A 22,857-nucleotide genomic window follows, 5' to 3' on the forward strand; every position below is an offset into this window, starting at 1 on the left:
CCTCGTCGACGGTCTCCGTCGCGAGCCCGCACGGGCCCCGCTTCCGGTGTTCATCCGGAACGGGGCCCGCGCCCGTTTCCGGGCTGGGCGGTGCCGTCGACGGTCACTCCATGCCGCGCCTGCCCGGCGTCCGGAGGGAACTGCCGTCCCTGGTCGGCCAGTCGAGCCGCCCGGCGTGCGGGAGCGGCAGCCGGTCCGCGGATCGGCTCCGAGCTGTTCATCCCTGGCCCGCCCCTGACGGCCGAAGGTCAGCCGGCGCTCCCCGGCCCCAGCCGCTTCTCGAACCAGTGGCTGGCGTAGACGTTGTCGTCGTAGCGGGGGATCTCGGTGTAGCCGCAGGCCAGGTACATCGCCTGGGCCTCGGTGAGCGCGGCGTGGGTGTCCAGTCGTACGGCGGAGAGCCCGCGCGCCCGCGCCTGTTGCTCCAGCCCGCCGAGCAGTCGCCGCGCGAGGCCCAGCCGGCGGGCGTCCGGGTGGACCCACACGTGCCGGATCTCGCCCGTGCCGGGCTCCAGCCGCCGCAGCGCCCCGCAGCCCACCGGCCGGCCCTCCTCGTAGGCGACCAGGAAGGCGCCGGCCTCCCCGGAGACCTCCGTCGGGTCCACGAGGGAGCCCTTGTCGAAGCCCTCCGGGAACCGTGCGTCGATGTCGGCGGCGTACGCCTCCAGGCAGGCCCGGGCGTCCGCCGACGCGCCGTCGACGACCGCGACCTCGATGCCCGCGAGCCGCAGCAGGCGCCGGGTGGCGGCCAGGGCCCCGGTCAGCTCCGCACGCTGCCGCGGGGCGAGCCCTCGCAGCAGGCCGGCCGCGAGCGCGTCGGCGCGCCGGTTCTGCTCCGCGACCTCTGCGCGCCCGGCCGGGGTCAGCTCGACGGTCCGCAGCCGGTTGTCGTGCGCGGGGACGCCGACGCGGACCATGCCCTGCGCCTCCAGTGCCCGCGCCATCCTGCTGAGGTAACCGGCGTCCAGACCGAGCCGGCCGCGCAGTTCGCGCAGGGAGACCCCGGCCGCGCCGTCGGCGATCTCGAACAGCAGGCGGGCCTCGCCGAGGGGACGGCCCTGGCCGAGGTACTGGTCGTCGAGGGCGCCGATACGGCGCGTGAAGTAGCGGTTGAACAGGCGGAAGGCCGCGACGTCCGCGGCCGGCACCGGTTCCGGTACGGGCTCCGACACAGACTCCATAATCTTTGACTTTAGTCAAAGGATCGGGTGGCGTCCACCTGGACGCGTCGTGCACGGCATTGTCTTTCGGTGAGCGTGTCTCCGTAATTTGAATTCATGGATATAGTCGCTCCATGAGCAACAGTGACCAGATATCCCGTGTGGCCCTGAAGAAAATCACCCCCGACGTCTCCTCCGCGATGGGCTCCCTGCACGCGGCGGCCGTCACCGCGGCACAGGACGCGAAAGTCGAACCGGACATCCTGGAACTGGTCAGGATCCGCGCCTCGCAGCTCAACGGCTGTGCGTTCTGCCTCGACATGCACACCAAGGACGCCCGCGCCCAGGGCGAGACCGAGCAGCGGATCTACGCCCTGAACGCCTGGCGGGAGACCCCCTTCTTCAGCGAACGGGAGTGCGCCGCACTGGCGTTGACGGAGGCCGTGACCCTCGTCGCCGACGGGCACGTGCCGGACGACGTGTACGCCGGGGCGGCCGAGGTGTTCGACGAGGCGCAGATCGCGGCACTCATCTGGGCGGCCACCGTCATCAACGCGTACAACCGGATCGCGATCGCGACGCGGATGGTTCCGGGGGCTTATCAGCCGGCCCAGAAGTAAAGCCGGAAAGAGAGCCGGAAACAGAGCCGGAAGCAGAGCCGGAAGTAAAGAACGCGGAATTAGACACAGCAGAATTCGGGCATCGGCAGGGATCGCCGATGCCCGTCATTCTGTTTTCCGGTCGTCCGCTATTCGCCCGGCAGCGGCTCCATGAGTCCGTCCAGCCATTCCCGCCATTCCGCCGCCCGTACCGCCGGCCCGGGGGTGATCGAGGTGCCCGTCCAGCCCGTCACCGGCCGGATCCCGTGCAGGGCGTTCACCAGCCACACCTCACGGCCGTCCAGCTCGGCGAGGGTCCGCTCACGGTGGGCGACCCGGATCCCGGATCGCTCGGCCCGCTCCCGGACGAGCAGGGCGGTGATCCCGGGGAGCAGGGGCAGCCGGGCCGGGGGCAGGCACAGCTCGTCGTCCTCCCACCACAGCACGCTCGCGGTGGGGGACTCCAGCACCAGCCCGGCGGCCGTGACCAGCACCGCCTCCTGGGCCCCCTCGCCGTTCGCCCGGCTGCGCACCCGGGCCAGGGCGTCCAGGTCGGGGCCCTTGCGCCGCGGGACCGTCCGCGGGTCGGCCTGCGCCGCCGACCACAGCCGCACCTCAGTGCCGAGTAGCGGGGCGTGCCGCAGCCGCAGTCTCAACTCATGTGACCCGGCGGCGAGTTCGACACGCGGGAACCACTCGCCCGTGCGCGGCAGCACGGAGGTCACGTCCTGCCAGAACTCCACCAGCCGGCGCGGCGGCGGCCCGCCGCACTCGCCGCACGCCCCGAGGAAGCGCTCCCGGTGGCGGCCGTAGCCGCGTACCCGGCCCTCGCGCAGCAGCCACGAGTCCGCGACGAGCAGCGGCCCGTCGGCCGCCGGGTCGGCGTCCGGGGTCAGCCCCCGGTCGGGTGACCACGTCAACAGCCCTTCCCGGACCGCCGGTTGTGTCGTCACACGTACCTCCTCGAAACTCAGTACTTCCCGCCCGCCACCGCGGGCGCCCCGTGCCGGGGACCGTACGGCGCGTGCTCCAGCCATGACCCGCACGACGGCAGCACGGGTGAGAGGGCCGCCGCCGCCCGCTGTCTCAGCCGTACGATCCGGCGGCGGGGCCGCAGATGGTCCAGGGCGAGCCCGGCGGCCTCGCTGTTGAACAGCCCCGCCGCCCGCCGTACCTCCGCGAAGGCGGCCACCGCCTCCGGGGTCCCGGCGGCCACGGCCGCCGCGGCCGCCGCCGCGTCGGCGATCCCGCTGTTCATGCCCCGCGCCCCGAACGGCGGGAAGAGATGCGCCGCCTCCCCGACGAGCAGCACCCGCCCGTGGGGGTCGGTGAAGGACGCCGCGACCTTGCGCAGGAAACGGTACGTCGACACCCACAGCACCCGGTCCCCGTACCCGTCGCCCACGACTCCGGGGAGCCAGCGGCGTACGGCCTCCTCGGTGCCGTACTCCTCCTCCGCGTCGTCGTCGCGGCACTGCAGGTCCACCTGGAAACCGCCGGTGAACGGCACCCGCATCACACTGCGGCCCCCGACACCCGGATGCTCGTAGTGGAAGACCCGCTCCAGCGGCAGCTCGGCGCCCGGCACGTCCGCGACGTCGACCACCACGTGGAAGCCCTCGCCGCGCTCGCCCTCCATGGCGATGCCCAGCCCGCCCCGCACGGCGGACCGCGCACCGTCGGCGGCCACGACGTACGGCGCGCTCCACTCACGCCCGTCCGCACCCGTCAGCGACACACCGGTCGCCGTCGTCCGTACGTCCGTGACGCGGGCGTCCCAGACGAACTCCACGTCGGCCCGCTCGCAGGCGGCGCGCAGAAAGCGTTCGGTGTCCAGCTGGCGCAGGCTCGTGAACGGCGGCAGCCCGGACGGGGGCGGGAAGGTGCGGGAGTACACCTCCCGGCCCCGGTACAGGGTGCGCCGGGTGTGCCAGGTCCGGCCGTACGCCGTGATCTCGGCGGCCAGCCCCGGGCACATCCCGTCCAGCAGCCGCAGCGTCTCCCGGTGCACGAACAGGGCCCGGCTGCCCGGCCGTTCCCGGTCCCGCGGGTCGGCCTCCAGCAGTACCACCGGCAGGCCGTGCGCGCGCAGGCCCAGCGCGGCCGACAGACCGACCGGACCCGCGCCCACCACGATCACCGGGTTCACGCGCGGACGCTCTCGCGCGACTCGGCCAGCATGCGGGTGATCTCCACCCGCTTCACCTTCCAGGTCGCCGTCATCGGCAGTTCCTCGAACCGCCACTGCCTCGGCTCGGCCATCGCGGGCAGGTCGGCCGTCGCCTCCCGCCAGCGCTCGGGGTCCAGGGGCCGCTCGCCCCGTACGCACACCACCGGCACCGGCTCGCGGTCCGCGCCCGGCACGATGACCACCTCACGCAGCTCCTCCAGGCGGTCCATCAGGGTGTCCTCGACCTCCAGATTGCTGTGCACGGAGTCGATCCGGTCGATCTCCCGGTCCATCAGGTACAGCGCGCCCAGCCGGCTGCGGTACCCCATGTCGCCCATCTGCCACCAGCCGTCGGTCAGCTGGCGGTCGTACTGCTCCTGCATGCCCAGGTAGGTGAGGATGCGGCCGCGGGTGCGGGCCTCGATCCGGCCGGGCGTGCCCGGCGCGACCCGGCGGCCGTCGGCGTCCGTGACCCGGACCCGGGTGAAGCCGGGGATGCCGGTGCCGACCCGGCGGCCGTCCGCGCGGGCGACGGAACGCCGGGTGAACCACTGGAACGCCACCGGCCCGCTCTCGCTCTGCCCGTACAGCTGGATCAGCCAGGGCGTGCGCCGCTTCGAGGCGTCCAGCAGACGCCGTACCGTGCGCGGGTGGATCGCGTCGAACGTCGAGCCGTACGACTTCACCCGCGACAGCGGCGCGCCGGGCGCGTCGGCCAGCTCCTCCCACAGCACGAAGGTGTTGGGGTGGGTCTCGACGATCCCGGGGCGGTGCCGGACCAGCAGCGGGCCCACCGAGGCCGGGTCCGGGTCGGTGATCAGCAGCAGCGGGCTGCCGAAGTGCAGCAGCACGCCCAGCAGATGGTAGAAGCGCGAGTGCACGAACGACATGTGCAGCGCCGCGACCTCGCCCCGGGTGGGCCAGCCCATCGCCTTCTGCGGGACGAGCCGGTTCCACATGGTGTTCGCGCAGTGCACGGCGAGCTTGGGCACGCCGGTGGTGCCGGAGCTGTGGGTGATCAGGGCGGGTTCGCGCGGGTGCAGCCGCACGGCGCGGGGCGTCTCGGCTCCGGCGTGCTTCGCCAGCGACTCGCGTGACTGGGCGCCCGGCGTGTCGGCCACGGTGAGGGTGCGCCGTACGACGGTGTCCAGGTCGAGGCCGCTGAGCGGGCCGTCCAGCTTCGCCGCGTCCGTGACCAGCCAGGGCCGCCGCAGCCGGGCGAGCAGCTTGCCCACCACCTCACCGGCCAGCGCGGGCGACAGCAGGACCGGCACCGCGCCGATCCGGGAGATCGCGCAGGTCAGCAGCACGATGTCGACGTTGTCCGTCTTGTGGACGACGACCTGTTCCGAGGGCCGCACCCCGGCCGCCCACAGGCGTCCCGACAGCTCCTCGACCACATCGGCCAGGATCGTGTAGCTGAGGGCGGTCCCGAGGCCGGGGTGGGTGTCCAGGGGCCGGTCCAGGGTGACGAACACGGCTCCGTGCCGGTCGGCCGCCTGCCGGAACATCGGGCCCAGATAGAACCCGCGATCGGCGAGGAGGGGCTGCTGGGGCATGTGACTGTTCCTCTCGGACGTGGTGCGGGGCGGGGTCACCACGCGCCCTGGCGGACCAGATGGCGGCGGAGCTTCCCGGTGGCGGTGCGGGGCAGGGAGGTGACGAGGCTGACGCTGCGGGGGACCTTGAACGCGGCCAGCCGCTCGCGGGCCAGCCGCAGCAGGTCCTCCCCGAGGCCGTCCGGCACGGACGCGACGGGCACGACGAAGGCGCGCAGTCTGCCGGCCCCGCCGGCGTCGGTGACGGCCGCGACCGCGACCTCCCGCACCGCCGGATGGGTGCGCAGCACGGCCTCCACCTCGAGCGGGGAGACCGTGATCCCGCCGACCATCTCCATGTCGTCGGCGCGGCCGAGGTGGCGCAGCGTGCCGTCGGATGCGCGGACCGCCCGGTCGTGGGTGGCCAGCCAGCCGCCGACCAGGGTGCGCGCGGTCTCCTCGGGGCGGTTGAGGTAGCCGGGGGTCACCGTCGGTCCGCGCACCCACAGTTCGCCCTCGGTGCCGTCCGGCACCGGGCGTCCGGCACGGTCGCGGACCTCCGCCTCGAAGCCCGGCACGGGACGGCCGACGGTGCCCGGGTGGTTGTGGCCGAGGCTGTTGGCGCAGAAGGCGTGTCCGGCCTCGGTGGAGCCGATCTGCTCCAGCACGGGCGCGCCCAGCAGCTCCGAGACCCGTCCGCCGAGCCCGTCCGGCATGCCCTCGCCGGCCGACACGGCGGCCCGTACGGAGGCGAAGCAGGCCTCGTGCCCGCTGCCCCGGTCGGCGACCAGCGCCGCGTACGCCGACGGCACGGAGTACAGCAGGGTCACCCGGTGCCGGGCGACCAGCTCGTCCACGGCTGCGGGTGCCGGGCGGCGGTCCACCAGCACGGCGGACGAGCCGGAGAAGAGCGGGAAGACGAAGGCGTTGCCGAAGCCGTAGGCGAAGAACAGCTTCGACACGGACAGGGTGACGTCGTCCTCGGTGACGCCCAGCAGCGGCCGTCCGATGAGCTCGTGGTAGGCCGCCGGGTCGGCGTGCGTGTGCACGACACCCTTGGGCCGGCCGGTCGTCCCGGACGTGTACTGGATGTAGAGGGGACTGTCCGGGCCGACGGGACGTGCGTCGGCCGCCTCCGCCGTGGCGGCGAGCGCGAGGAGCTGATCGGCGCCGATCCGGCCCCGGCCGGCGAACCGGTCCTCCCGGGCCGGTCCCGCCGACCCGTGGTCCTCCAGCCCCGGGCCGGTCACGCACAGCACGGCCTCGGTGTCCGCGGTCATGAACGCGTGGTCGGCGGCGGGCAGTTCGGGATTGACGAGCACCGCCACGGCCCCCAGCCGCGCGACGCCCAGGAAGGCCGCCACCCAGGCGATCGAGTCGGGCAGCGCGAGCAGCACCCGGTCCCCGGGCCGCACGCCCTCCCCGGCGAGCACCCCGGCCACCCGCGCCCCGAGGTCGTGCACCTCGCCGTGGGTCCAGGTGCGGTGCCCCTGGTGGAAGGCGGCCCGGCCGGCCCAGCCCTCCCGTTCCATCAGGGCGGTGAGGCGGGCGGCGAGGTTGGCGGCGGGGGGCGGCGCGAGGTCGGGTGCCGTGCCGAGCCGAGGAGTCGTCATCGGGCGCCCTCTTCCAGGGCGTCCGGCGCCTCCACCGGCGACGCCCCCGTGTACGCCCGCATCTGCGCGGCCGTCTTCAGCAGCATCTCGTCGTACTCGGCGACCGGATCGGAGTCCAGGACGATCGCGCCGCCCGCCCCCAGGTGCATCCGGCCGTCGGCGAGTACGGCGGTGCGGATGACGATGTTGAGGTCCGCGCCGCCGCTGCACCCCAGGTAGCCGAGGGCGCCGGAGTACACGCCCCGCGCCTCGGTCTCGATCGAGTCGATGATCTCCATCGTGCGCAGCTTCGGCGCGCCGGTCATCGACCCGCCGGGGAAGCAGGCGCGGACGCAGTCCACGGCGTCCGTGCCGGCGCGCAGCCGTCCCTCCACGGTGGAGACGAGCTGGTGCACGGTCGCGTACGTCTCGACGTCCATCAGCCGGGACACCCGTACCGTCCCGGTCCGGCAGACCCGGCCCAGGTCGTTGCGGAGCAGGTCGACGATCATCAGGTTCTCCGCGCGGGTCTTGGCGTCCGCCGCCAGCGCGTCCTTGATCCGGGCGTCCTCCAGCGGCCCGGTGCCGCGCGGTGCGGTGCCCTTGATCGGCTTGGTCTCGGCGACGCCGTCCCGGGTGATCCGCAGGAACCGCTCCGGCGAAGCGCCGGCCACGTCGAGGTCGCCGAACCGCAGGAAGGCCGCGTACGGCGCCGGGTTGACGCGCCGCAGCTCCCGGTAGAAGGCGTACGCGTCGGCCGGGGCGGGCGGCCGGGCCGCGTCGGTGAGGCAGACCTCGTAGCTGGTGCCGGCCCGCAGTTCGCGTTGGCAGGCCTCGATGTCCGCGAGGTAGGTCGCCCGGTCGCGCACCAGCCACGGTTCGGCGGCGCCGAGGTCGGGCTCGGCCGGCGCGGGCGGCGGCCGGTGTCCGTCCGGGGCGACGAAGGTGAGCTGGGCGACCGCGCTCTCCAGCCAGTCGGCGGCCTCCCGCGCGGCCTGCGGGGTGTCCTCCGCCAGACAGAGCGCGTAGGTGAAGTCCTCCTCGTGGTCCACCGCGATCAGCCGGTCGGCGAACAGCCAGGCGGCGTCGGGGGTCTCGGCGCGGTGGCGGCCCGGGGAGCCGCAGTCGGCCTTGGTCTCGTAGCCGAAGTACCCGACGTATCCGCCGGTGAAGTCGAAGGGCAGACCGGTGGCGTCGACGCGGCGGTTGCTCAACTGCCGTTTGAGGTAGTCGAAGACGCTCGCGGTGACCTTCCGCGGGGGCCGCCCGGCCCGCTCGATCTCGCACCGGCCGGCCTCGACGTCGTACCGGACGTACTCGGCCAGCGGGCCGCTGTCGTCGCCGAGGAACGAGAAGCGCGACAGGCCCCGTTCGACCCGGGAGCTGTCCAGCCAGAACGCCCGCGGTGAGCCGGCGAACATACGGGTGAACACGTCCTGGGTGTCGACCGCGCCGGCGATACGGCGGGTGTGCAGCCGGTAGGCGGGGCGGTTGCCCTGCCGGGGCCGGGGAATCACCGCCTCGGCGGGCGCGGCCGACGGGACGGCGGTGTTCTTCGTACGGGTGCGGCGGGCCCGCTCGGCCGTGAGGTTGCGGAAGTTCACCAGCATGCGGTGGCCGTACTCGGTGAGCACGGACTCCGGGTGGAACTGCACGCCCCACAGCGGCCGTTCACGGTGCCTGAGGCCCATCAGGACGCCGTCCTCGGCCCAGGCGGTGGCCTCCAGGGAGTCGGGCAGCGGCTCGTGCACGGCGAGGGAGTGGTAACGGACCGCGGTGAACTGCTGCGGCAGTCCCTGGAACAGGTCCCGGCCGTCGTGCCGCACCTTGGTCAGATGGCCGTGCCGCGGCTGCGGGGCGGGCGCCACCCGGCCCCGCTCACCGAGCGCGATGCCCTGGTGGCCGAGGCAGACACCGAGCACGGGCACCGTGGCCTCGGCGAGCACCCGGGCGCTGATGCCGAAGTCACGGGCCGATCCCGGGTGTCCGGGTCCGGGGGAGACGACCACATTGTCAAAACCGCCGAGAGTGTCCAACACGTCGATTCCATCGACACCGTCGACACCGTCGAGGTCATTGTGGATCACCACCGGCTCCTCGCCGTTGACCTCGGCGATCAGCTGGAACAGGTTGTACGTGTACGAGTCGTAATTGTCGATGAGCAGGGTCTTCACCCGCCCACCTCCTTCGGTCGTTCACGAACCTATACGGTCCGTCGTTTGTGCCGCCCACGCAGCGCCTGGAGCGGTGGGTACAGCCATTTCTTGAAGAAACGCTGAAGGCGCGGCATGAGAATCCAGGTGACGAGGGCCGTCACACACAGGCAGAGCAACAGCGTGCGAATGAACGGATTGAGGCCGCCGAGATAGGGCAGCACGATCAGATTGAACAGGAGCACCGGCGGGAACACCGCGCTCATATTCACGAACCACAGTTTCCATTTCGCCGGCGGGGCCGGCGGAGCAGGTGGGGCCGGGGGCGGAGGCAGGGGGGCCTGGGAGTCGAACCACTCCTTCGACCCCTGCACGCTCCTGCGGCCCGCCCGCTGGGCGATGCCTTCCGTCTGGACGTCCCATTGCACCCGATCGGTCGAGACCTCCCAGGCCAGAGCCGTGTCCTCGGTGGCGAAGCGATAGACGACATGCCACTCCGCTTCCTGATCGACAAGGACGCCACCCCCGAGGAAACCCGGCTGCCGGGCGCTGGCGCCCAGCATGGCCCACCCCCAGGTGTGGAAGTCGGCCTCACGGCCCGGCACCACGTGATAGGCCACGGTGACGGTGACGGGATTACTGCTCACAGGGTCGAGTACGGGAAGAAGAGCGACTGCGTTCAAAGTTCAACGAACTTTTTCGAGCCCTTCACAGTTGTCCGAAACGTAACTTTTTACGCGCCTTTGGATCCCCTTGCCGCGGTCTGTCTTCCGGTACCGCCGGTAATTTCTCTCGAATTCCTGGAAGCGCTTGCCGACCCCTCGGGGAAAGTGCACGATCGGCCTTCCAGATCGAAGGAGAACGCCATGTCCAGGTACGACTGGAATCTGACCGAAGAAGGGCACGACGGAATCGAGCGGGCCCGTTCGGTGCTCGAATCGGCCCGGAAAGAAGTAACCTCCCACCCTATTTACCAGCGGATATCGAGCGATGAACACCTGAAAACGTTCATGGCGCACCACGTGTTCGCGGTGTGGGACTTCATGTCCCTCCTCAAGTCGCTCCAGCGCGACCTGACCTGCGTCGACGTGCCCTGGGTGCCGCGCGGCTCGGCCGTGGCCCGCAGGCTCATCAACGACATCACGCTGGTCGAGGAGAGCGACGAGCTCAACGGCGGCTTCACCAGCCACTTCGAGCTGTACCGGGCCGCCATGGCCGAGGCCGACGCCGACACCACCCGCATCGACACGTTCATCGCGCTGATCACCGAGGGCCACGACCTGCCGGCGGCCCTGCGCGTCGCCCAGGTCCCCGCACCGGCGGCCGAGTTCGTCACGACGACCTTCGACATCATCGCCGACCGCCCCCTGCACTGCCGGGCCGCCGCCTTCGCCTTCTCCCGGGAGGACCTGATCCCGGACATGTTCGACCAGGTGATCAAGGAGGAGGGCACCGACCGCTTCCCGCTCTTCCGCGACTACCTCGCCCGCCACATCGAGGTCGACGGCGAGGAACACACCCCCATGGCCCTCCAGATGGTCACCGACCTGTGCGGCACGAACGACACCCACTGGCAGGAGGCGGTGGAGACCGTGCAGCTGGCACTGGAGGCGAGGTCGCGCCTGTGGGACGGGATCACCGGGGCCATGGCCTGAGACCCCGCGCACCGGGGCCCCGGCGGGCGGGGTTCGAGGTGATGTGCGCCCCCGCGAGACGCGCGCGCCCGGCTACGTCCGCTGTCGCATTGCCGGGCGCCCGGGGCGGTGCTCGTCGGCCTGCCGGACATCGACCTGCTCCTCGGCCGCGGCACCCTCCACCTCTACACCGACCGGTTGCCGCGCGCCCGCGCCGACTTCGAGCGCGCGGTGGACCTGGCCCGCACCGGCCCGGTGCCGCTGCGCGTGATCGCCCTGACCCTGCTCGCCAAGACGGAGTTCCTGGCCGGCGACTGGGACCTCGCCGAGACCCACTGGGAGACCGCGTCCTCCGTCGCCGCCGACCTCGGCCAGGGCTGGATCGCCCCCGTCGTGCACGCCGAGGCCGCCCACCTGCGCACCGCCCGGGGCGCCTGGGACCAGGCCGCCGCCCACCTGCGCACCGCGCACGGCAACCCCGTCGTCCGGGAATCCCGGATGCTGGAGATCTTCGTGACGTACGGGCGTGCCTTCCTGGACCACATGCGGGGCGACCCCACCGCCGCCCTCGCCCTCCTGCGGCCCCTGCTCGCCCACGACGGCCTGGACTTCACCGCGGAGACCGCCAACGTCCCCTGGCGCGACCTGCTCGCCGACTGCCTGGTGGCGGCCGGCGAACTCGATGAGTCCGAAAGGCTCCTGACCGCCCTCGAGGAACGCGCCGCCCGCCGCGCCGCGGCTCCACCCTCGCCACCGTCCAGCGCACCCGGGGCACGCTGTACGCGGCCCGCCGCGAACCCAAACGCGCCCAGGACGCCTACGCCGAGGCCCGAGCCGTACGCCTGCGCGAGGTGCCCCTTGCGTGCATCGAGCGTGCCCTTGTCCAGGATGAAGGAGAACAGGGCAGCCGGCTTGGACCACTCCTTCTCCTGGAAGTGGCCCCTGACCACCGAAGGGCCCACGGTCGGGATCGCGGTGCCGTCCGAGATGTCCCGCACGACCAGCGTCACGGTGTACGAGGCCTCGCTCCCGTGCAGCGTCCGGCCGACCCTCGGCCGTACCCGGAACGCTAGGGAGTCACCCACCCCCCGCACCTCGGGGACGCCCTGGGGGAAATCCCCAGGGCTCGGCCGGGTACCGGGGGGCCGGTGTGCAGGCGTTCTCGCCGATCTTTAGGCTGACGGGCGGAAACCGCCGTAGGGGCGAAGTAAAGACGACACCGGGCGACACCGGACGACAGCACACGCAACGGGGAGACAAGAACATGGCGGAAACGCGCAGGCGGCTGCGGTCCAGCACGGTCGTACTCGGCGGCATGGGGGTCGTCGCCGCGGCCCTCACCTCCTGCGGCTCCGACCCGGACCGCCGCTGCGTCGACCGCGACAACTACGACTCCCTCTACGGCTACAAGGTCGTCGCCGACAAGAACTGCAAGTCCTCCACCTCCGGCTCCTCGTCCACCGGCAAGAGCAAGGGCAAGAAGACCGGCTCGGGCACCGGCAAGACGACCGACGCGGCCTGGTACTACGACGCCGACGTCAGCAACGGCTGGGCGGACTACGGCACCTTCAGCAAGAGCGAGGCCGTCGACCGGGGCGGCTTCGGCTGCTCCGGTTCCGGCAGCAGCGGCGGCTGAGCGGACGTACGCCATGCAGCGCCACACCATCGAACCCCGCCCCGACTGGCAGCGGACGGTGGAGGAGCAGGGCCTCGTCTACCCGCTCACCCGCCACCCCGACGGCCGTCTGCGCCCGTACTGGGACGAGAGCGCGTACTACGCCTTCACGCTCGAGGAGGTGGAGGCGCTGGAGGAGACCGTCGAGGAACTCCACCGCATGTGCCTGGCGGCGGCCGGGCACCTCGTCGCGCAGGACCGCCTCGCCGACCTGGGCATCACCGACCCGCGCGTCGCCGCCGCCGTCACGGAGGCCTGGCACCGCCGCGCCGAACTCCCCTCCGTCTACGGCCGCTTCGACCTCCGCTACGACGGCACCGGCCCGGCGAAGCTCCTCGAGTACAACGCCGACACCCCGACCTCGCTGGTGGAGGCGGCCTCCCCGCAGTGGTTCTGGATGGAGGAGCGCTTCCCCGGCGCCGACCAGTGGAACTCCCTCCACGAACGCCTCGTCGACGCCTGGCGGAAGCAGGCCCCGCTGCTCCCGCCGGGCAGCCCCCTGTACTTCGCGCACTCCACCGCCGACGAACTCGGCGAGGACCTGATGACGGTCGCCTACCTCAAGGAGACCGCCGAACAGGCGGGCCTGGACACGGCGTTCATCCCCGTGGAGGACATCGGCTTCGACCGGCTGTCCGGCCGCTTCGTCGACCACCGGCTCCACTTCATCCGCAGCTGCTTCAAGCTCTACCCCTGGGAGTGGCTCACCACCGACCGCTTCGCCGGCCATGTCCTCGACACCCTCGACAACGGCGGCGGCACGGGCACGACGATGTGGATCGAGCCCGCCTGGAAGATGCTGCTGAGCAACAAGGCCCTCCTCGCCGTCCTCTGGGAGCTGTACCCCGACCACCCCAACCTCCTCCCCGCCTACCTCGACGGCCCCCGCGAGCTGGCCATGACCACCGGTTACGTCGCCAAGCCCCTCCTCGGCCGGGAGGGCGCCGGCGTCACGGTCCACGAGAAGGGCGCCGCACCGGTCCTCCGGGACGACGAGCCCTGCTGCTACCAGCAGCTGGCACCCCTGCCCGCCTTCGACGGCAACCACGTCGTCCTCGGCGCCTGGGTCGTGGAGGAGGAGTCCGCGGGCCTCGGCATCCGCGAATCCTCCGGCCTGATCACCGACGAGTACGCCCGCTTCCTGCCCCACGTGATCCTCTAGGCCCCCTCCAGCACGGCCCCCAACTGCTGCAACCCCCAGTCCAGGTCCTCCCGGGAGATGACGAGCGGCGGTGCGATGCGGATGGTCGGGCCGTGCGTGTCCTTCACCAGCACGCCCCGGTCCATCAGCCGTTCCGCCACCTCACGCCCCGACCCCAGCCCCCGCGCCACGTCGACCCCCGCCCACAGCCCCCGCCCCCGCACCGCCGTCACCCGCCCGGTGCCGGCCAGCGCCCCCAGCTCGTGGTGCAGATGGTCGCCGAGCCGCGCGGCCCGCTCCTGGTACTCGCCCGACCGCAGCATCGCGAGCACCTCCAGCGCCACCGCACACGCCAGGGGATTCCCGCCGAACGTCGACCCGTGCTCCCCGGGCCGGAACACCCCGAGGACCTCCGCGTCCGCCACCACCGCCGACACCGGCACGATCCCGCCCCCGAGCGCCTTCCCCAGCACATACACATCCGGTACGACCCCCTCGTGCTCGCACGCGAAGGTCCGCCCCGTCCGGCCCAGCCCCGACTGGATCTCGTCGGCGACGAACAGCACGCCCCGCTCCCGGGTCAGCTCCCGCACCGCCGCCAGATAGCCCTCCGGCGGCACCAGCACCCCCGCCTCGCCCTGGATGGGTTCCAGCAGCACCGCCACGGTGTTCTCGGTCACCGCCGCCCGCATCGCCGTCAGATCCCCGTACGGCACGATCTCGAAGCCGGGCGTGTACGGACCGTAGTCGGCCCGGGCGCCGGGGTCGGTGGAGAAGCTGATGATCGTCGTCGTACGCCCGTGGAAGTTGTTCCCGGCGACGACGATCTTCGCCATCTCCGCCGGGACGCCCTTCACCCGGTACCCCCACTTCCGGGCGGTCTTCACGGCCGTCTCCACCGCCTCCGAGCCCGTGTTCATCGGCAGCACCATCTCCTTGCCGCACAGCTCCGCCAGCTCCGCGCAGAAGGCCCCGAACCGGTCGTGGTGGAAGGCCCGGGAGGTCAGCGTCACCCGCTCCAGCTGCGCCTTCGCCGCGTCGATCAGCCGCCGGTTGCCGTGCCCGAAGTTCAGCGCCGAGTAGCCCGCCAGCAGATCCAGATACCGCCGCCCCTCCACATCCGTCATCCACGCCCCCTCGGCCGTCGCGATCACCACCGGCAGGGGGTGGTAGGTGTGCGCGCTGTGCGTGTCGGCGGCGGTGATCAGCGCCTCGGTCGTGCTCACAGGGACCTCCCGGGGCGTCCAGCGATCTCCAGCGATCTCCAGAGTGCTCCCTTCCGGCGTCGCTCGCATGGTGGACGCGGGACCTTCACGCGCGCGCGTGAACGGTAGGCTGCTGCGCAGGCCGTGACTGGCGCGCTGGGATGGGACGGACCATCGGGGAGCGGCCTGGAAGTGATCAACAGTGCCGTGCGCCTGGGCCGAACCGTGACCCCGTGACCGCTTTCCAGCACCCACGCCACCCGGAGGCCGACGACATGTCCGAGCAGCCCCTCTCCACCGAGTCCACCGCCTTCCGCGCCGCCCTCGACGTGATCCGCGCCGTCGAGCCGCGCGTCGCCGACGCGATCGGCCAGGAGGTCCACGACCAGCGCGAGATGCTCAAGCTGATCGCCTCCGAGAACTACGCCTCCCCGGCCACCCTCCTCGCGATGGGCAACTGGTTCAGCGACAAGTACGCCGAGGGCACCGTCGGCCGCCGCTTCTACGCCGGCTGCCGCAACGTCGACACCGTCGAGGCCCTCGCCGCCGAGCACGCCCGCGAGCTCTTCGGCGCCCGCCACGCCTACGTCCAGCCGCACTCCGGCATCGACGCCAACCTGGTCGCCTTCTGGGCCGTCCTCGCCGACCGCGTGGAGGCCCCCTTCCTCGAGAAGACCGGCGCCCGCCAGGTCAACGACCTCACCGACGCCGACTGGGCCGAGCTGCGCCAGGCCTTCGGCAACCAGCGCATGCTCGGCATGTCCCTCGACACCGGCGGCCACCTCACCCACGGCTTCCGCCCGAACATCTCCGGCAAGATGTTCGACCAGCGCTCCTACGGCACCGACCCGGCGACCGGCCTCATCGACTACGAGGCCCTGCGCGCGTCGGCCCGCGAGTTCAAGCCGCTGATCATCGTCGCGGGCTACTCGGCGTACCCCCGTCTGGTGAACTTCCGGATCATGCGCGAGATCGCCGACGAGGTCGGGGCGACGCTGATGGTGGACATGGCGCACTTCGCCGGGCTCGTCGCCGGCAAGGTCCTGACCGGCGACTTCGACCCGGTCCCGCACGCCCAGATCGTCACCACCACCACCCACAAGTCCCTGCGCGGCCCGCGCGGCGGCATGGTCCTGTGCGACGACTCCCTCAAGGACCAGGTCGACCGCGGCTGCCCGATGGTCCTCGGCGGCCCGCTCCCGCACGTCATGGCCGCCAAGGCCGTCGCCCTCGCCGAGGCCCGGCAGCCCGCCTTCCAGGACTACGCCCAGCGGATCGTCGACAACTCCCGCGCCCTGGCCGAGGGCCTCACGCGCCGCGGCGCGACCCTCGTCACCGGCGGCACGGACAACCACCTCAACCTGATCGACGTGGCCACCTCCTACGGCCTCACCGGCCGCCAGGCCGAGGCCGCCCTCCTCGACTCGGGCATCGTCACCAACCGCAACGCCATCCCGGCCGACCCGAACGGCGCCTGGTACACCTCCGGCATCCGCATCGGCACCCCGGCGCTCACCACGCGCGGCCTCGGCACGGCGGAGATGGACGAGGTGGCGGGCCTGATCGACCGCGTCCTCACCACCACCGAGCAGGGCACGACGAAGTCCGGCGCGCCGAGCAAGGCCGCGCACGTCCTGGACGCGAAGGTGGCGGAGGAGATCTCCCAGCGGGCGACGGACCTGGTGGCGGGCTTCCCGCTGTACCCGGAAATCGACCTGGGCTGATCGACACCTTCAGGGGCAGCGCCCCAAAGGGGCGCGGGGAACTGCGCGACCAGCCACAACGGTCCGCAGTCCCCCACGCACCGAACCACCCCCCACCTCCCGGGCCAAACTCACCCTCTCCCTCTGAGAGAATGGTGAACATGGCCTCAGATCGACCCCGCGTGCTCTCCGGAATCCAGCCCACCTCCGGCTCGTTCCACCTCGGCAACTACCTCGGCGCCGTCCGCCAGTGGGTGGCCCTGCAGGAGTCCCACGACGCCTTCTACATGGTCGTCGACCTGCACGCGATCACGGTCCCGCAGGACCCGGCCGACCTGCGCGCCAACACCCGCCTCGCCGCGGCACAGCTCCTCGCGGCGGGCCTGGACCCCGAGCGCTGCACCCTCTTCGTGCAGAGCCACGTCCCCGAGCACGCCCAGCTCGCCTGGGTCATGAACTGCCTCACCGGCTTCGGCGAGGCGTCCCGCATGACCCAGTTCAAGGACAAGTCCGCCAAGCAGGGTGCCGACCGCGCGAGCGTCGGCCTCTTCACGTACCCGATCCTCCAGGTCGCGGACATCCTGCTCTACCAGGCCCACGAGGTCCCGGTCGGCGAGGACCAGCGCCAGCACATCGAGCTGACCCGCGACCTCGCCGAGCGCTTCAACGGCCGCTTCGGCGAGACCTTCACGATCCCGAAGCCGTACATCCTCAAGGAGACGGCGAAGATCTACGACCTCCAGGAGCCGTCGATCAAGATGAGCAAGTCGGCGTCCACGCCGAAGGGCCTCATCAACCTGCTCGACGACCCGAAGGCGACGGCGAAGAAGGTCAAGAGCGCGGTCACGGACACCGACACCGTCGTCCGCTTCGACCCCGAGAACAAGCCGGGCGTCAGCAACCTGCTCACCATCTACTCCACGCTCACCGGCAAGAGCGTCGCGCAGCTGGAGCAGGAGTACGAGGGCAAGATGTACGGCGCGCTCAAGACGGACCTCGCGGACGTCGTCGTCGACTTCGTCACCCCGTTCCGGGACCGCACCCAGCAGTACCTGGACGACCCGGAGACGCTGGACTCGATCCTGGCGAAGGGCGCGGAGAAGGCGCGCGCCGTCGCCGCGGAGACGCTCTCCCAGGCGTACGAGAAGGTCGGCTTCCTGCCCGCGAAGCACTGAAGGCGCGCGGAGGCACCCGGGGCGCACCGCACACATGTTCCTCTGGGCAGAGCGCTGCACATCACTTCCCTTGCGCCTGCCCAGAGCACAGCCGTGGCCGTACAGTCGATAGCCGTACGACTGCGACGACTGAGTACGAACCCGGCACCACGACCGGCATCTCATCGGACATGACGACAGGAGACGACGTGGGGACCGTAACGATCGGCGTGTCGATCGCGGTCCCGGAGCCTCACGGCAGCCTGCTCCAGGAGCGGCGTGCGGGCTTCGGCGACGCCGCTGCTCACGGCATCCCCACGCATGTCACGCTGCTGCCGCCGACAGAGGTCGAGACGAGCGCGCTGCCGGTCGTCGAGGCCCACCTCACCGAGGTCGCCGCGATCGGCCGCCCCTTCCCGATGCGGCTGTCCGGCACGGGCACCTTCCGGCCCCTGTCGCCGGTGGTGTACATGAAGGTCGTCGAGGGCGCCGAGGCCTGCGCCTGGCTGCAGCAGCGCGTCCGTGACACCTCCGGCCCCCTCGTCCGCGAGCTGCAGTTCCCCTACCACCCGCACGTCACCGTCGCGCACGGCATCGACGACGCGGCGATGGACCGGGCCTTCGAGGAACTCGCCGGCTACGAGGCCGAGTGGTCCTGCACCGGCTTCGCCCTCCACGAGCAGGGCCCCGACGGCGTCTGGCGCCCACTGAGCGAGTACGCGTTCGGCGGCACGGTGGTGCCCCCGCAGGCGGCTCACCTGGACCGGGGCTCGCTGCCCACGCGCTAGCTACAGCGGCAGCCGCCGGAACACGCCCCGCGGGGCGTGCCGCAGCGCCGACATCACCACCCTCAGCACCCCCGGCACCCACACCGTCTCCGATCTCCGCCGCAGGCCCAGCTCGACGGCCGCCGCGACCGCCTCCGGGGTGGTGGCGAGCGGTGCCTCCTCGAGGCCGGCCGTCATTCTCGTACGGACGAAGCCGGGGCGTACGACCATGACGTGCACGCCCGTCCCGTGCAGCGCGTCGCCCAGGCCCTGGGCGAAGGCGTCGAGGCCGGCCTTGCTGGAGCCGTAGATGAAGTTCGAGCGGCGGGCGCGCTCCCCGGCGACCGAGGAGAGCACGACGAGCGAGCCGTGGCCCTGCGCCTGGAGTGCGCGGGCGCTCACCAGGCCCGCCGAGACCGCGCCGGTGTAGTTGGTCTGCGCGACACGCACCGCCGCCGACGGGTCGCGCTCGTCGCGCGCCTGGTCGCCGAGGACACCGAAGGCGAGCAGCACGAGGTCGATGTCACCCTCGGCGAAGACCTTGCCGAGGATCCGCTCGTGGTCGTCGGGGTCGAGCGCGTCGAAGGCGACGGTACGGACCTCCGCGCCCTGGGCGCGCAGGCCGGCGGCCGCCGACTCCAGGGCCGGGGACGGGCGCCCGGCCAGCCACACCGTGCGGGTGCGGCGGGCGATCAGCCGGCGCGCGGTGGCCAGCGCGATCTCGGACGTGCCGCCGAGGACGAGCAGGGACTGGGGGAGGCCGAAGGCGTCCTTCACGACAGCTCCTAGAGGTTGAGGCGCCGGGACAGATCGGAGGTGAGGACCCCGCGCGGGTCCAGCTCCGCGCGCAGTGCGCGGAAGTCGGCCAGGCGCGGGTACATCGCGGTGAGCAGGTCGGGGCGCAGCCGGGAGTCCTTGGCGAGGTAGACGCGTCCGCCGGCGGCGGCCACCTCCTCGTCCAGTTCGTCGAGGAAGGCGCCCAGACCGGGCAGGGCGGCCGGGATGTCCAGGGCGAGGGTCCAGCCGGGGCGGGGGAAGGAGAGCCAGCCGGGGTCGGCCTCCCCGAACCGCTTGAGGACGGCGAGGAAGGACGGGCAGCGGTGGGCGCGGATGCGGCCCACGATTCGGCGCAGGGCGTCCTCCTGGCCGTATCCGACGACGAACTGGTACTGCACGAAGCCGCTTCGGCCGTAGACGCGGTTCCAGTGCGGGACGCCGTCCAGGGGGTGGAAGAAGGCGGACAGCCGCTGGAGTTCGCCGGTACGCGCGCGGGGCGCTCTGCGGTACCAGAGCTCGTTGAACAGTCCGACGGTCGTACGGGTCAGCAGACCGTTCGGCAGGAAGGCGGGGGCGGGCGGGAGCCGGGAGGGGCGGAAGGCCGGCGGTGCGGTGCGCGAGCGGGCGGGCAGGGCGTCCAGGGGCGCGTGGTCGCCGCGGGTGAGCACCGCGCGTCCGGTGGCCGCCCCGCGCGCGAGGAGGTCGATCCAGGCGACGGAGTAGCGGTAGCGGTGGTCGGCGGCGGTCAGCCGGGCCATCAGGTCGTCGAGGTCGGCGGCGCGTTCGGTGTCCACCGACATGAGAGACGTCTCGACGCGCTGGAGCCGGACCGTGGCCGTGAGGATCACGCCGGTCAGGCCCATGCCGCCGGCGGTCGCGTCGAACAGCGGGGTGCCCTGGCCCACCGTGCGGATCGTGCCGTCGGCGGTGAGGAGTTCGAAGGACGGCACATGCCGTGCGAAGGACCCGGAGACGTGGTGGTTCTTGCCGTGGATGTCGGCGCCGATCGCTCCGCCGACGGTGACGTAGCGGGTGCCGGGGGTCACCGGTACGAACCAGCCGAGCGGCAGCAGGACCTCCATCAGCCGGTGCAGGGAGACCCCGGCGTCGCACAGCACGGTCCCGGCGGCGGCGTCGACGACATGGATCCGGTCCAGGCCGGTCATGTCCCACACCGCCCCGCCGGCGTTCTGCGCCGCGTCCCCGTACGCCCGCCCCAGCCCCCTCGGGATGCCCCCGCGGACCCCGCAGTCCCGGACGGCGGCCACGGCCTCCTCGTACGTCCGGGGGCGGATCAGCCGGGCGGTGGAGGGGGCGGTGCGGCCCCATCCCGTGACGGAAACGGTGTCGGCAGGCATGGGTGCGACCGTATCGCCCCTATATGGGCGAATACTTTTGAAACCTCTCTCGCTCCCCGAAATGGGTGATTAATGGGATGTCGCTCAATATTGCCGGAGTTCCGGTGGTGTTGACGTGAACAGTGACTCCACATGGACCACCTCGACGACCTCGACGACATGGACCACCGGATCCTCACGGCACTGCGCGCCCGGGGCGCGGACCCGCGCGTCGCCGGTGCCGCGCGCGCCCTGTCCCTGGCGGGTGAGCACGGTGCGCTGTGGCTCGCGGCGGGCCTCGCGGGAGCCGCCGTGGACCGCCCTCGGCGCGGCGCCTGGCTGCGCGCGACCGCGCTCACCGCGGGCGCGCACGTCGTCAGCATGGGCGTGAAACGGATCGTGCGCCGCCCGCGCCCCGCACACGTCGAACCCCTGGTGCGCACCGCCGGCCGGCACTCCTTCCCGAGCTCGCACGCGACCTCCGCCGCGGCCGCCGCCGTCGCCTTCGGCGCCCTCGGGGCACCCGCCGCCGCGCCGCTCGCCGCCGCGATGTGCCTCTCCCGTCTGATCGTCGGCGTCCACTACCCCTCCGACGTGGCCGCGGGGGCGGCCCTGGGCGCACTCACGGCACGCCTGGGGAAGCGGTGGATGAGAGAGGGCGCACGAGGCGCGAGGGAACACTCATGACCGAGGCCACCCCCCTCACCAACCCTGGCCGCCCGACCGGGGCCGCGCCCCGCAGCGGTCCCGGCCGCCCGGCCGAGAGCACGGCCCGCAGCGGTCCCGGCCGCCCGGCCGAGAGCACGGCCCGCAGCGGTCCCGGCCGCCCGGCCGGGGCCGCGTCCCTCACCCGCCCCGGCCGTTCGGCCGAGGTGGAGCTGCTGAAGCAGCGCGGTCGGGGGCGTCGGGTCGCGGCGCCGCGGCGGGGCGGGAGGCCGGGTGTCCCTCCCGGCCGTCGCGGTGGGCTCCTGCGCGGGCTTCTGCGGACCGCGCGGCCCAAGCAGTGGGTCAAGAACGTCCTCGTCGTCGCCGCCCCCGCCGCGGCCGGCCGGCTCTTCACCGGGCGCGTCCTCACCGAACTCGCTCTCGTCTTCGTCCTGTTCACCGCCTGCGCCGCCGCCGTCTATCTGATCAACGACGCCCGGGACGCCGAGGCCGACCGCGCCCACCCCACCAAGCGGCACCGCCCCGTCGCCGCCGGAGCGGTCCCCGTCCCCGTCGCGTACGCCGTCGGCGGCACCCTGGCGGTCCTCGCACCGGCCCTCGCGGCCTGGTGGACGAACCCGGCCGTCGCCGCGCTCCTCACCGCGTACCTCGGCATGCAACTGGCGTACTGCGTCAGCCTGAAGCACGTCCTCGTCGTCGACCTCGTCGTCGTCACGACCGGTTTCCTGATGCGGGCCATGGTCGGCGGGCTCGCGCTCGGCATCCCCCTCTCCCGCTGGTTCCTGATCACCACCGGCTTCGGCGCGCTGTTCATGGTCTCGGCCAAGCGCTACTCCGAGGCCGTCCAGCTGGCCGGGACGGCGGGCGCCACCCGCGCGCTGCTCACCGAGTACACCACCGGCTACCTCCGCTTCGTCTGGCAGCTCGCGGCCGGTGTCGCCGTGCTCGGCTACTGCCTGTGGGCCCTGGAGGAGGGCGGCGTACCGCACACGAGCCTGCTGCCCTGGCGCCAGTTGTCGATGGTCGCGTTCATCCTGGCCGTCCTGCGCTACGCCGTCTTCGCCGACCGGGGCACCGCGGGCGAACCCGAGGAGGTCGTCCTCGGCGACCGTGCCCTCGCCCTGATCGGCCTGGCCTGGCTCGCCATGTACGGGCTGGCGGTGGCCAATTGGTAGGCGGCAGGGCGGAGGTCCTGGGCTTCGCCGCCGTCGGTCTCCTCGCCTACGCCGCCGACCTCGCCCTCTTCACCTGGCTGCGCGGCCAGGCCGGCCTCGGTCCGCTCACCGCGAAGACCCTCTCCTTCCTCGTCGGCTGCACGGTCGCCTACACCGGCAACGCGCTCGGCCCCTACCGGCACACCCACGCCCACGGCCCGCGCGCCTACGCCGTGTTCTTCGCCGTCAACATCGCCGGGGCCCTCGTCCAGCTCCTCTGCCTCGCCGTCAGCCACTACGGCCTCGGGCTCACCTCCCGGCGCGCCGACACCGTCTCCGGGGCCGTGATCGGCATGGCGCTCGCGACTGTCCTGCGGTTCTGGGGTACTCGCACCCTGGTCTTCCGCGTCGTTCCCCGCGAATAGGGCAGAG

At 72.5% G+C, this 22,857-nt stretch carries 21 protein-coding genes and 1 riboswitch; of the genes, 11 read left to right on the forward strand and 10 right to left on the reverse strand.

The genetic code is table 11. The features are described from left to right. Positions 1-248: 248 nt before the first annotated feature. Positions 249-1,181, reverse strand: a complete 933-nt coding sequence (locus ACIRF9_RS14335; RefSeq protein WP_403820524.1) for a GNAT family N-acetyltransferase — start codon at positions 1,179-1,181, stop codon at positions 249-251. A gap of 113 nt (positions 1,182-1,294) precedes the next feature. On the opposite strand from ACIRF9_RS14335, the gene ACIRF9_RS14340 reads away from it, so the two are divergent. Next, a complete protein-coding gene (locus tag ACIRF9_RS14340) occupies positions 1,295-1,780 on the forward strand; it encodes a carboxymuconolactone decarboxylase family protein (RefSeq protein WP_403820527.1) in 486 nt (161 codons plus the stop codon). A gap of 128 nt (positions 1,781-1,908) precedes the next feature. Here ACIRF9_RS14340 and ACIRF9_RS14345 read toward each other — a convergent pair whose 3' ends face one another. From ACIRF9_RS14345 to ACIRF9_RS14370, 6 genes are read right to left on the reverse strand one after another with little or no spacing between them, the layout of a single operon-like run. Further along, positions 1,909-2,712 carry an aminotransferase class IV gene (locus ACIRF9_RS14345; protein ID WP_403820530.1) on the reverse strand — a complete coding sequence of 268 codons (804 nt, stop codon included), beginning with the start codon at positions 2,710-2,712 and terminating at the stop codon, positions 1,909-1,911. A 17-nt stretch (positions 2,713-2,729) separates the two neighbouring features. Beyond that, a complete protein-coding gene (locus ACIRF9_RS14350) occupies positions 2,730-3,908 on the reverse strand; it encodes an FAD-dependent monooxygenase (RefSeq protein WP_403820533.1) in 1,179 nt (392 codons plus the stop codon). After that, entirely contained in the window at positions 3,905-5,488 is a 1,584-nt protein-coding gene (locus tag ACIRF9_RS14355) for an AMP-binding protein (RefSeq protein WP_403820536.1), read from the reverse strand. The genes ACIRF9_RS14350 and ACIRF9_RS14355 overlap by 4 nt, the downstream gene beginning before the upstream one ends. Before the next feature lie 35 nt (positions 5,489-5,523). Continuing rightward, the gene (locus ACIRF9_RS14360; RefSeq protein WP_403820538.1) at positions 5,524-7,080 is read right to left on the reverse strand and encodes a benzoate-CoA ligase family protein; all 1,557 of its coding nucleotides are present in this window, start codon (positions 7,078-7,080) and stop codon (positions 5,524-5,526) included. Then, entirely contained in the window at positions 7,077-9,233 is a 2,157-nt protein-coding gene (pabB, locus tag ACIRF9_RS14365; protein WP_403820541.1) for an aminodeoxychorismate synthase component I, read from the reverse strand. The genes ACIRF9_RS14360 and pabB overlap by 4 nt, the downstream gene beginning before the upstream one ends. Positions 9,234-9,262: 29 nt before the next feature. Next, a complete protein-coding gene (locus tag ACIRF9_RS14370) occupies positions 9,263-9,859 on the reverse strand; it encodes a hypothetical protein (protein WP_403820544.1) in 597 nt (198 codons plus the stop codon). A gap of 219 nt (positions 9,860-10,078) precedes the next feature. Here ACIRF9_RS14370 and ACIRF9_RS14375 point away from each other — a divergent pair, with 219 nt between their 5' ends. The 4 genes from ACIRF9_RS14375 (at position 10,079) to ACIRF9_RS14390 (ending at position 13,683) form a co-directional block, all read left to right on the forward strand. Then, entirely contained in the window at positions 10,079-10,867 is a 789-nt protein-coding gene (locus ACIRF9_RS14375) for a DUF3050 domain-containing protein (protein ID WP_403820547.1), read from the forward strand. Between the two features lie 108 nt (positions 10,868-10,975). Then, on the forward strand, positions 10,976-12,022 hold the full coding sequence (locus tag ACIRF9_RS14380; protein ID WP_403820550.1) for a tetratricopeptide repeat protein: 1,047 nt from the start codon (positions 10,976-10,978) through the stop codon (positions 12,020-12,022). Positions 12,023-12,110: 88 nt separating this feature from the next. Further along, entirely contained in the window at positions 12,111-12,482 is a 372-nt protein-coding gene (locus ACIRF9_RS14385; RefSeq protein ID WP_403820553.1) for a hypothetical protein, read from the forward strand. A 13-nt stretch (positions 12,483-12,495) separates the two neighbouring features. Then, positions 12,496-13,683, forward strand: a complete 1,188-nt coding sequence (locus tag ACIRF9_RS14390; RefSeq protein WP_403820556.1) for a glutathionylspermidine synthase family protein — start codon at positions 12,496-12,498, stop codon at positions 13,681-13,683. Here the strand turns inward: ACIRF9_RS14390 and rocD are convergent. Then, a complete protein-coding gene (rocD, locus tag ACIRF9_RS14395; RefSeq protein ID WP_403820559.1) occupies positions 13,680-14,888 on the reverse strand; it encodes an ornithine--oxo-acid transaminase in 1,209 nt (402 codons plus the stop codon). The genes ACIRF9_RS14390 and rocD overlap by 4 nt on opposite strands. A gap of 113 nt (positions 14,889-15,001) precedes the next feature. Continuing rightward, positions 15,002-15,093, forward strand: a riboswitch (ZMP/ZTP riboswitch). A gap of 49 nt (positions 15,094-15,142) precedes the next feature. Between rocD and ACIRF9_RS14400 the strand changes: the two genes are divergently transcribed. The 3 genes from ACIRF9_RS14400 to ACIRF9_RS14410 all read left to right on the forward strand — a co-directional run bounded on the left by ACIRF9_RS14400 (position 15,143) and on the right by ACIRF9_RS14410 (position 18,512). Next, positions 15,143-16,591 carry a glycine hydroxymethyltransferase gene (locus tag ACIRF9_RS14400; RefSeq protein WP_403821211.1) on the forward strand — a complete coding sequence of 483 codons (1,449 nt, stop codon included), beginning with the start codon at positions 15,143-15,145 and terminating at the stop codon, positions 16,589-16,591. 140 nt (positions 16,592-16,731) lie between these two features. Next, positions 16,732-17,745, forward strand: a complete 1,014-nt coding sequence (gene trpS / locus ACIRF9_RS14405; RefSeq protein ID WP_403820562.1) for a tryptophan--tRNA ligase — start codon at positions 16,732-16,734, stop codon at positions 17,743-17,745. Positions 17,746-17,933: 188 nt separating this feature from the next. Then, positions 17,934-18,512, forward strand: coding sequence for a 2'-5' RNA ligase family protein (locus ACIRF9_RS14410; RefSeq protein ID WP_403820565.1), 579 nt, complete (start codon positions 17,934-17,936; stop codon positions 18,510-18,512). Here the strand turns inward: ACIRF9_RS14410 and ACIRF9_RS14415 are convergent, their stop codons facing one another. Beyond that, positions 18,513-19,268, reverse strand: coding sequence for a decaprenylphospho-beta-D-erythro-pentofuranosid-2-ulose 2-reductase (locus ACIRF9_RS14415; RefSeq protein WP_403820568.1), 756 nt, complete (start codon positions 19,266-19,268; stop codon positions 18,513-18,515). Positions 19,269-19,276: 8 nt separating this feature from the next. After that, on the reverse strand, positions 19,277-20,626 hold the full coding sequence (locus ACIRF9_RS14420) for an FAD-binding protein (protein ID WP_403820571.1): 1,350 nt from the start codon (positions 20,624-20,626) through the stop codon (positions 19,277-19,279). A 132-nt stretch (positions 20,627-20,758) separates the two neighbouring features. On the opposite strand from ACIRF9_RS14420, the gene ACIRF9_RS14425 reads away from it, so the two are divergent. The 3 genes from ACIRF9_RS14425 to ACIRF9_RS14435 are packed head-to-tail and all read left to right on the forward strand — an operon-like array spanning position 20,759 to position 22,850. Beyond that, the gene (locus ACIRF9_RS14425) at positions 20,759-21,292 is read left to right on the forward strand and encodes a phosphatase PAP2 family protein (protein ID WP_403820574.1); all 534 of its coding nucleotides are present in this window, start codon (positions 20,759-20,761) and stop codon (positions 21,290-21,292) included. Then, positions 21,289-22,446, forward strand: coding sequence for a decaprenyl-phosphate phosphoribosyltransferase (locus ACIRF9_RS14430; protein WP_403820577.1), 1,158 nt, complete (start codon positions 21,289-21,291; stop codon positions 22,444-22,446). Before ACIRF9_RS14425 ends, ACIRF9_RS14430 begins: the two co-directional genes overlap by 4 nt. Continuing rightward, positions 22,440-22,850 carry a GtrA family protein gene (locus tag ACIRF9_RS14435; RefSeq protein WP_403820580.1) on the forward strand — a complete coding sequence of 137 codons (411 nt, stop codon included), beginning with the start codon at positions 22,440-22,442 and terminating at the stop codon, positions 22,848-22,850. The genes ACIRF9_RS14430 and ACIRF9_RS14435 overlap by 7 nt, the downstream gene beginning before the upstream one ends. Positions 22,851-22,857 lie beyond the last annotated feature (7 nt).

Source organism: Streptomyces sp. NPDC096132 (assembly GCF_044763345.1).
In the GTDB taxonomy this organism is placed as follows: domain Bacteria; phylum Actinomycetota; class Actinomycetes; order Streptomycetales; family Streptomycetaceae; genus Streptomyces.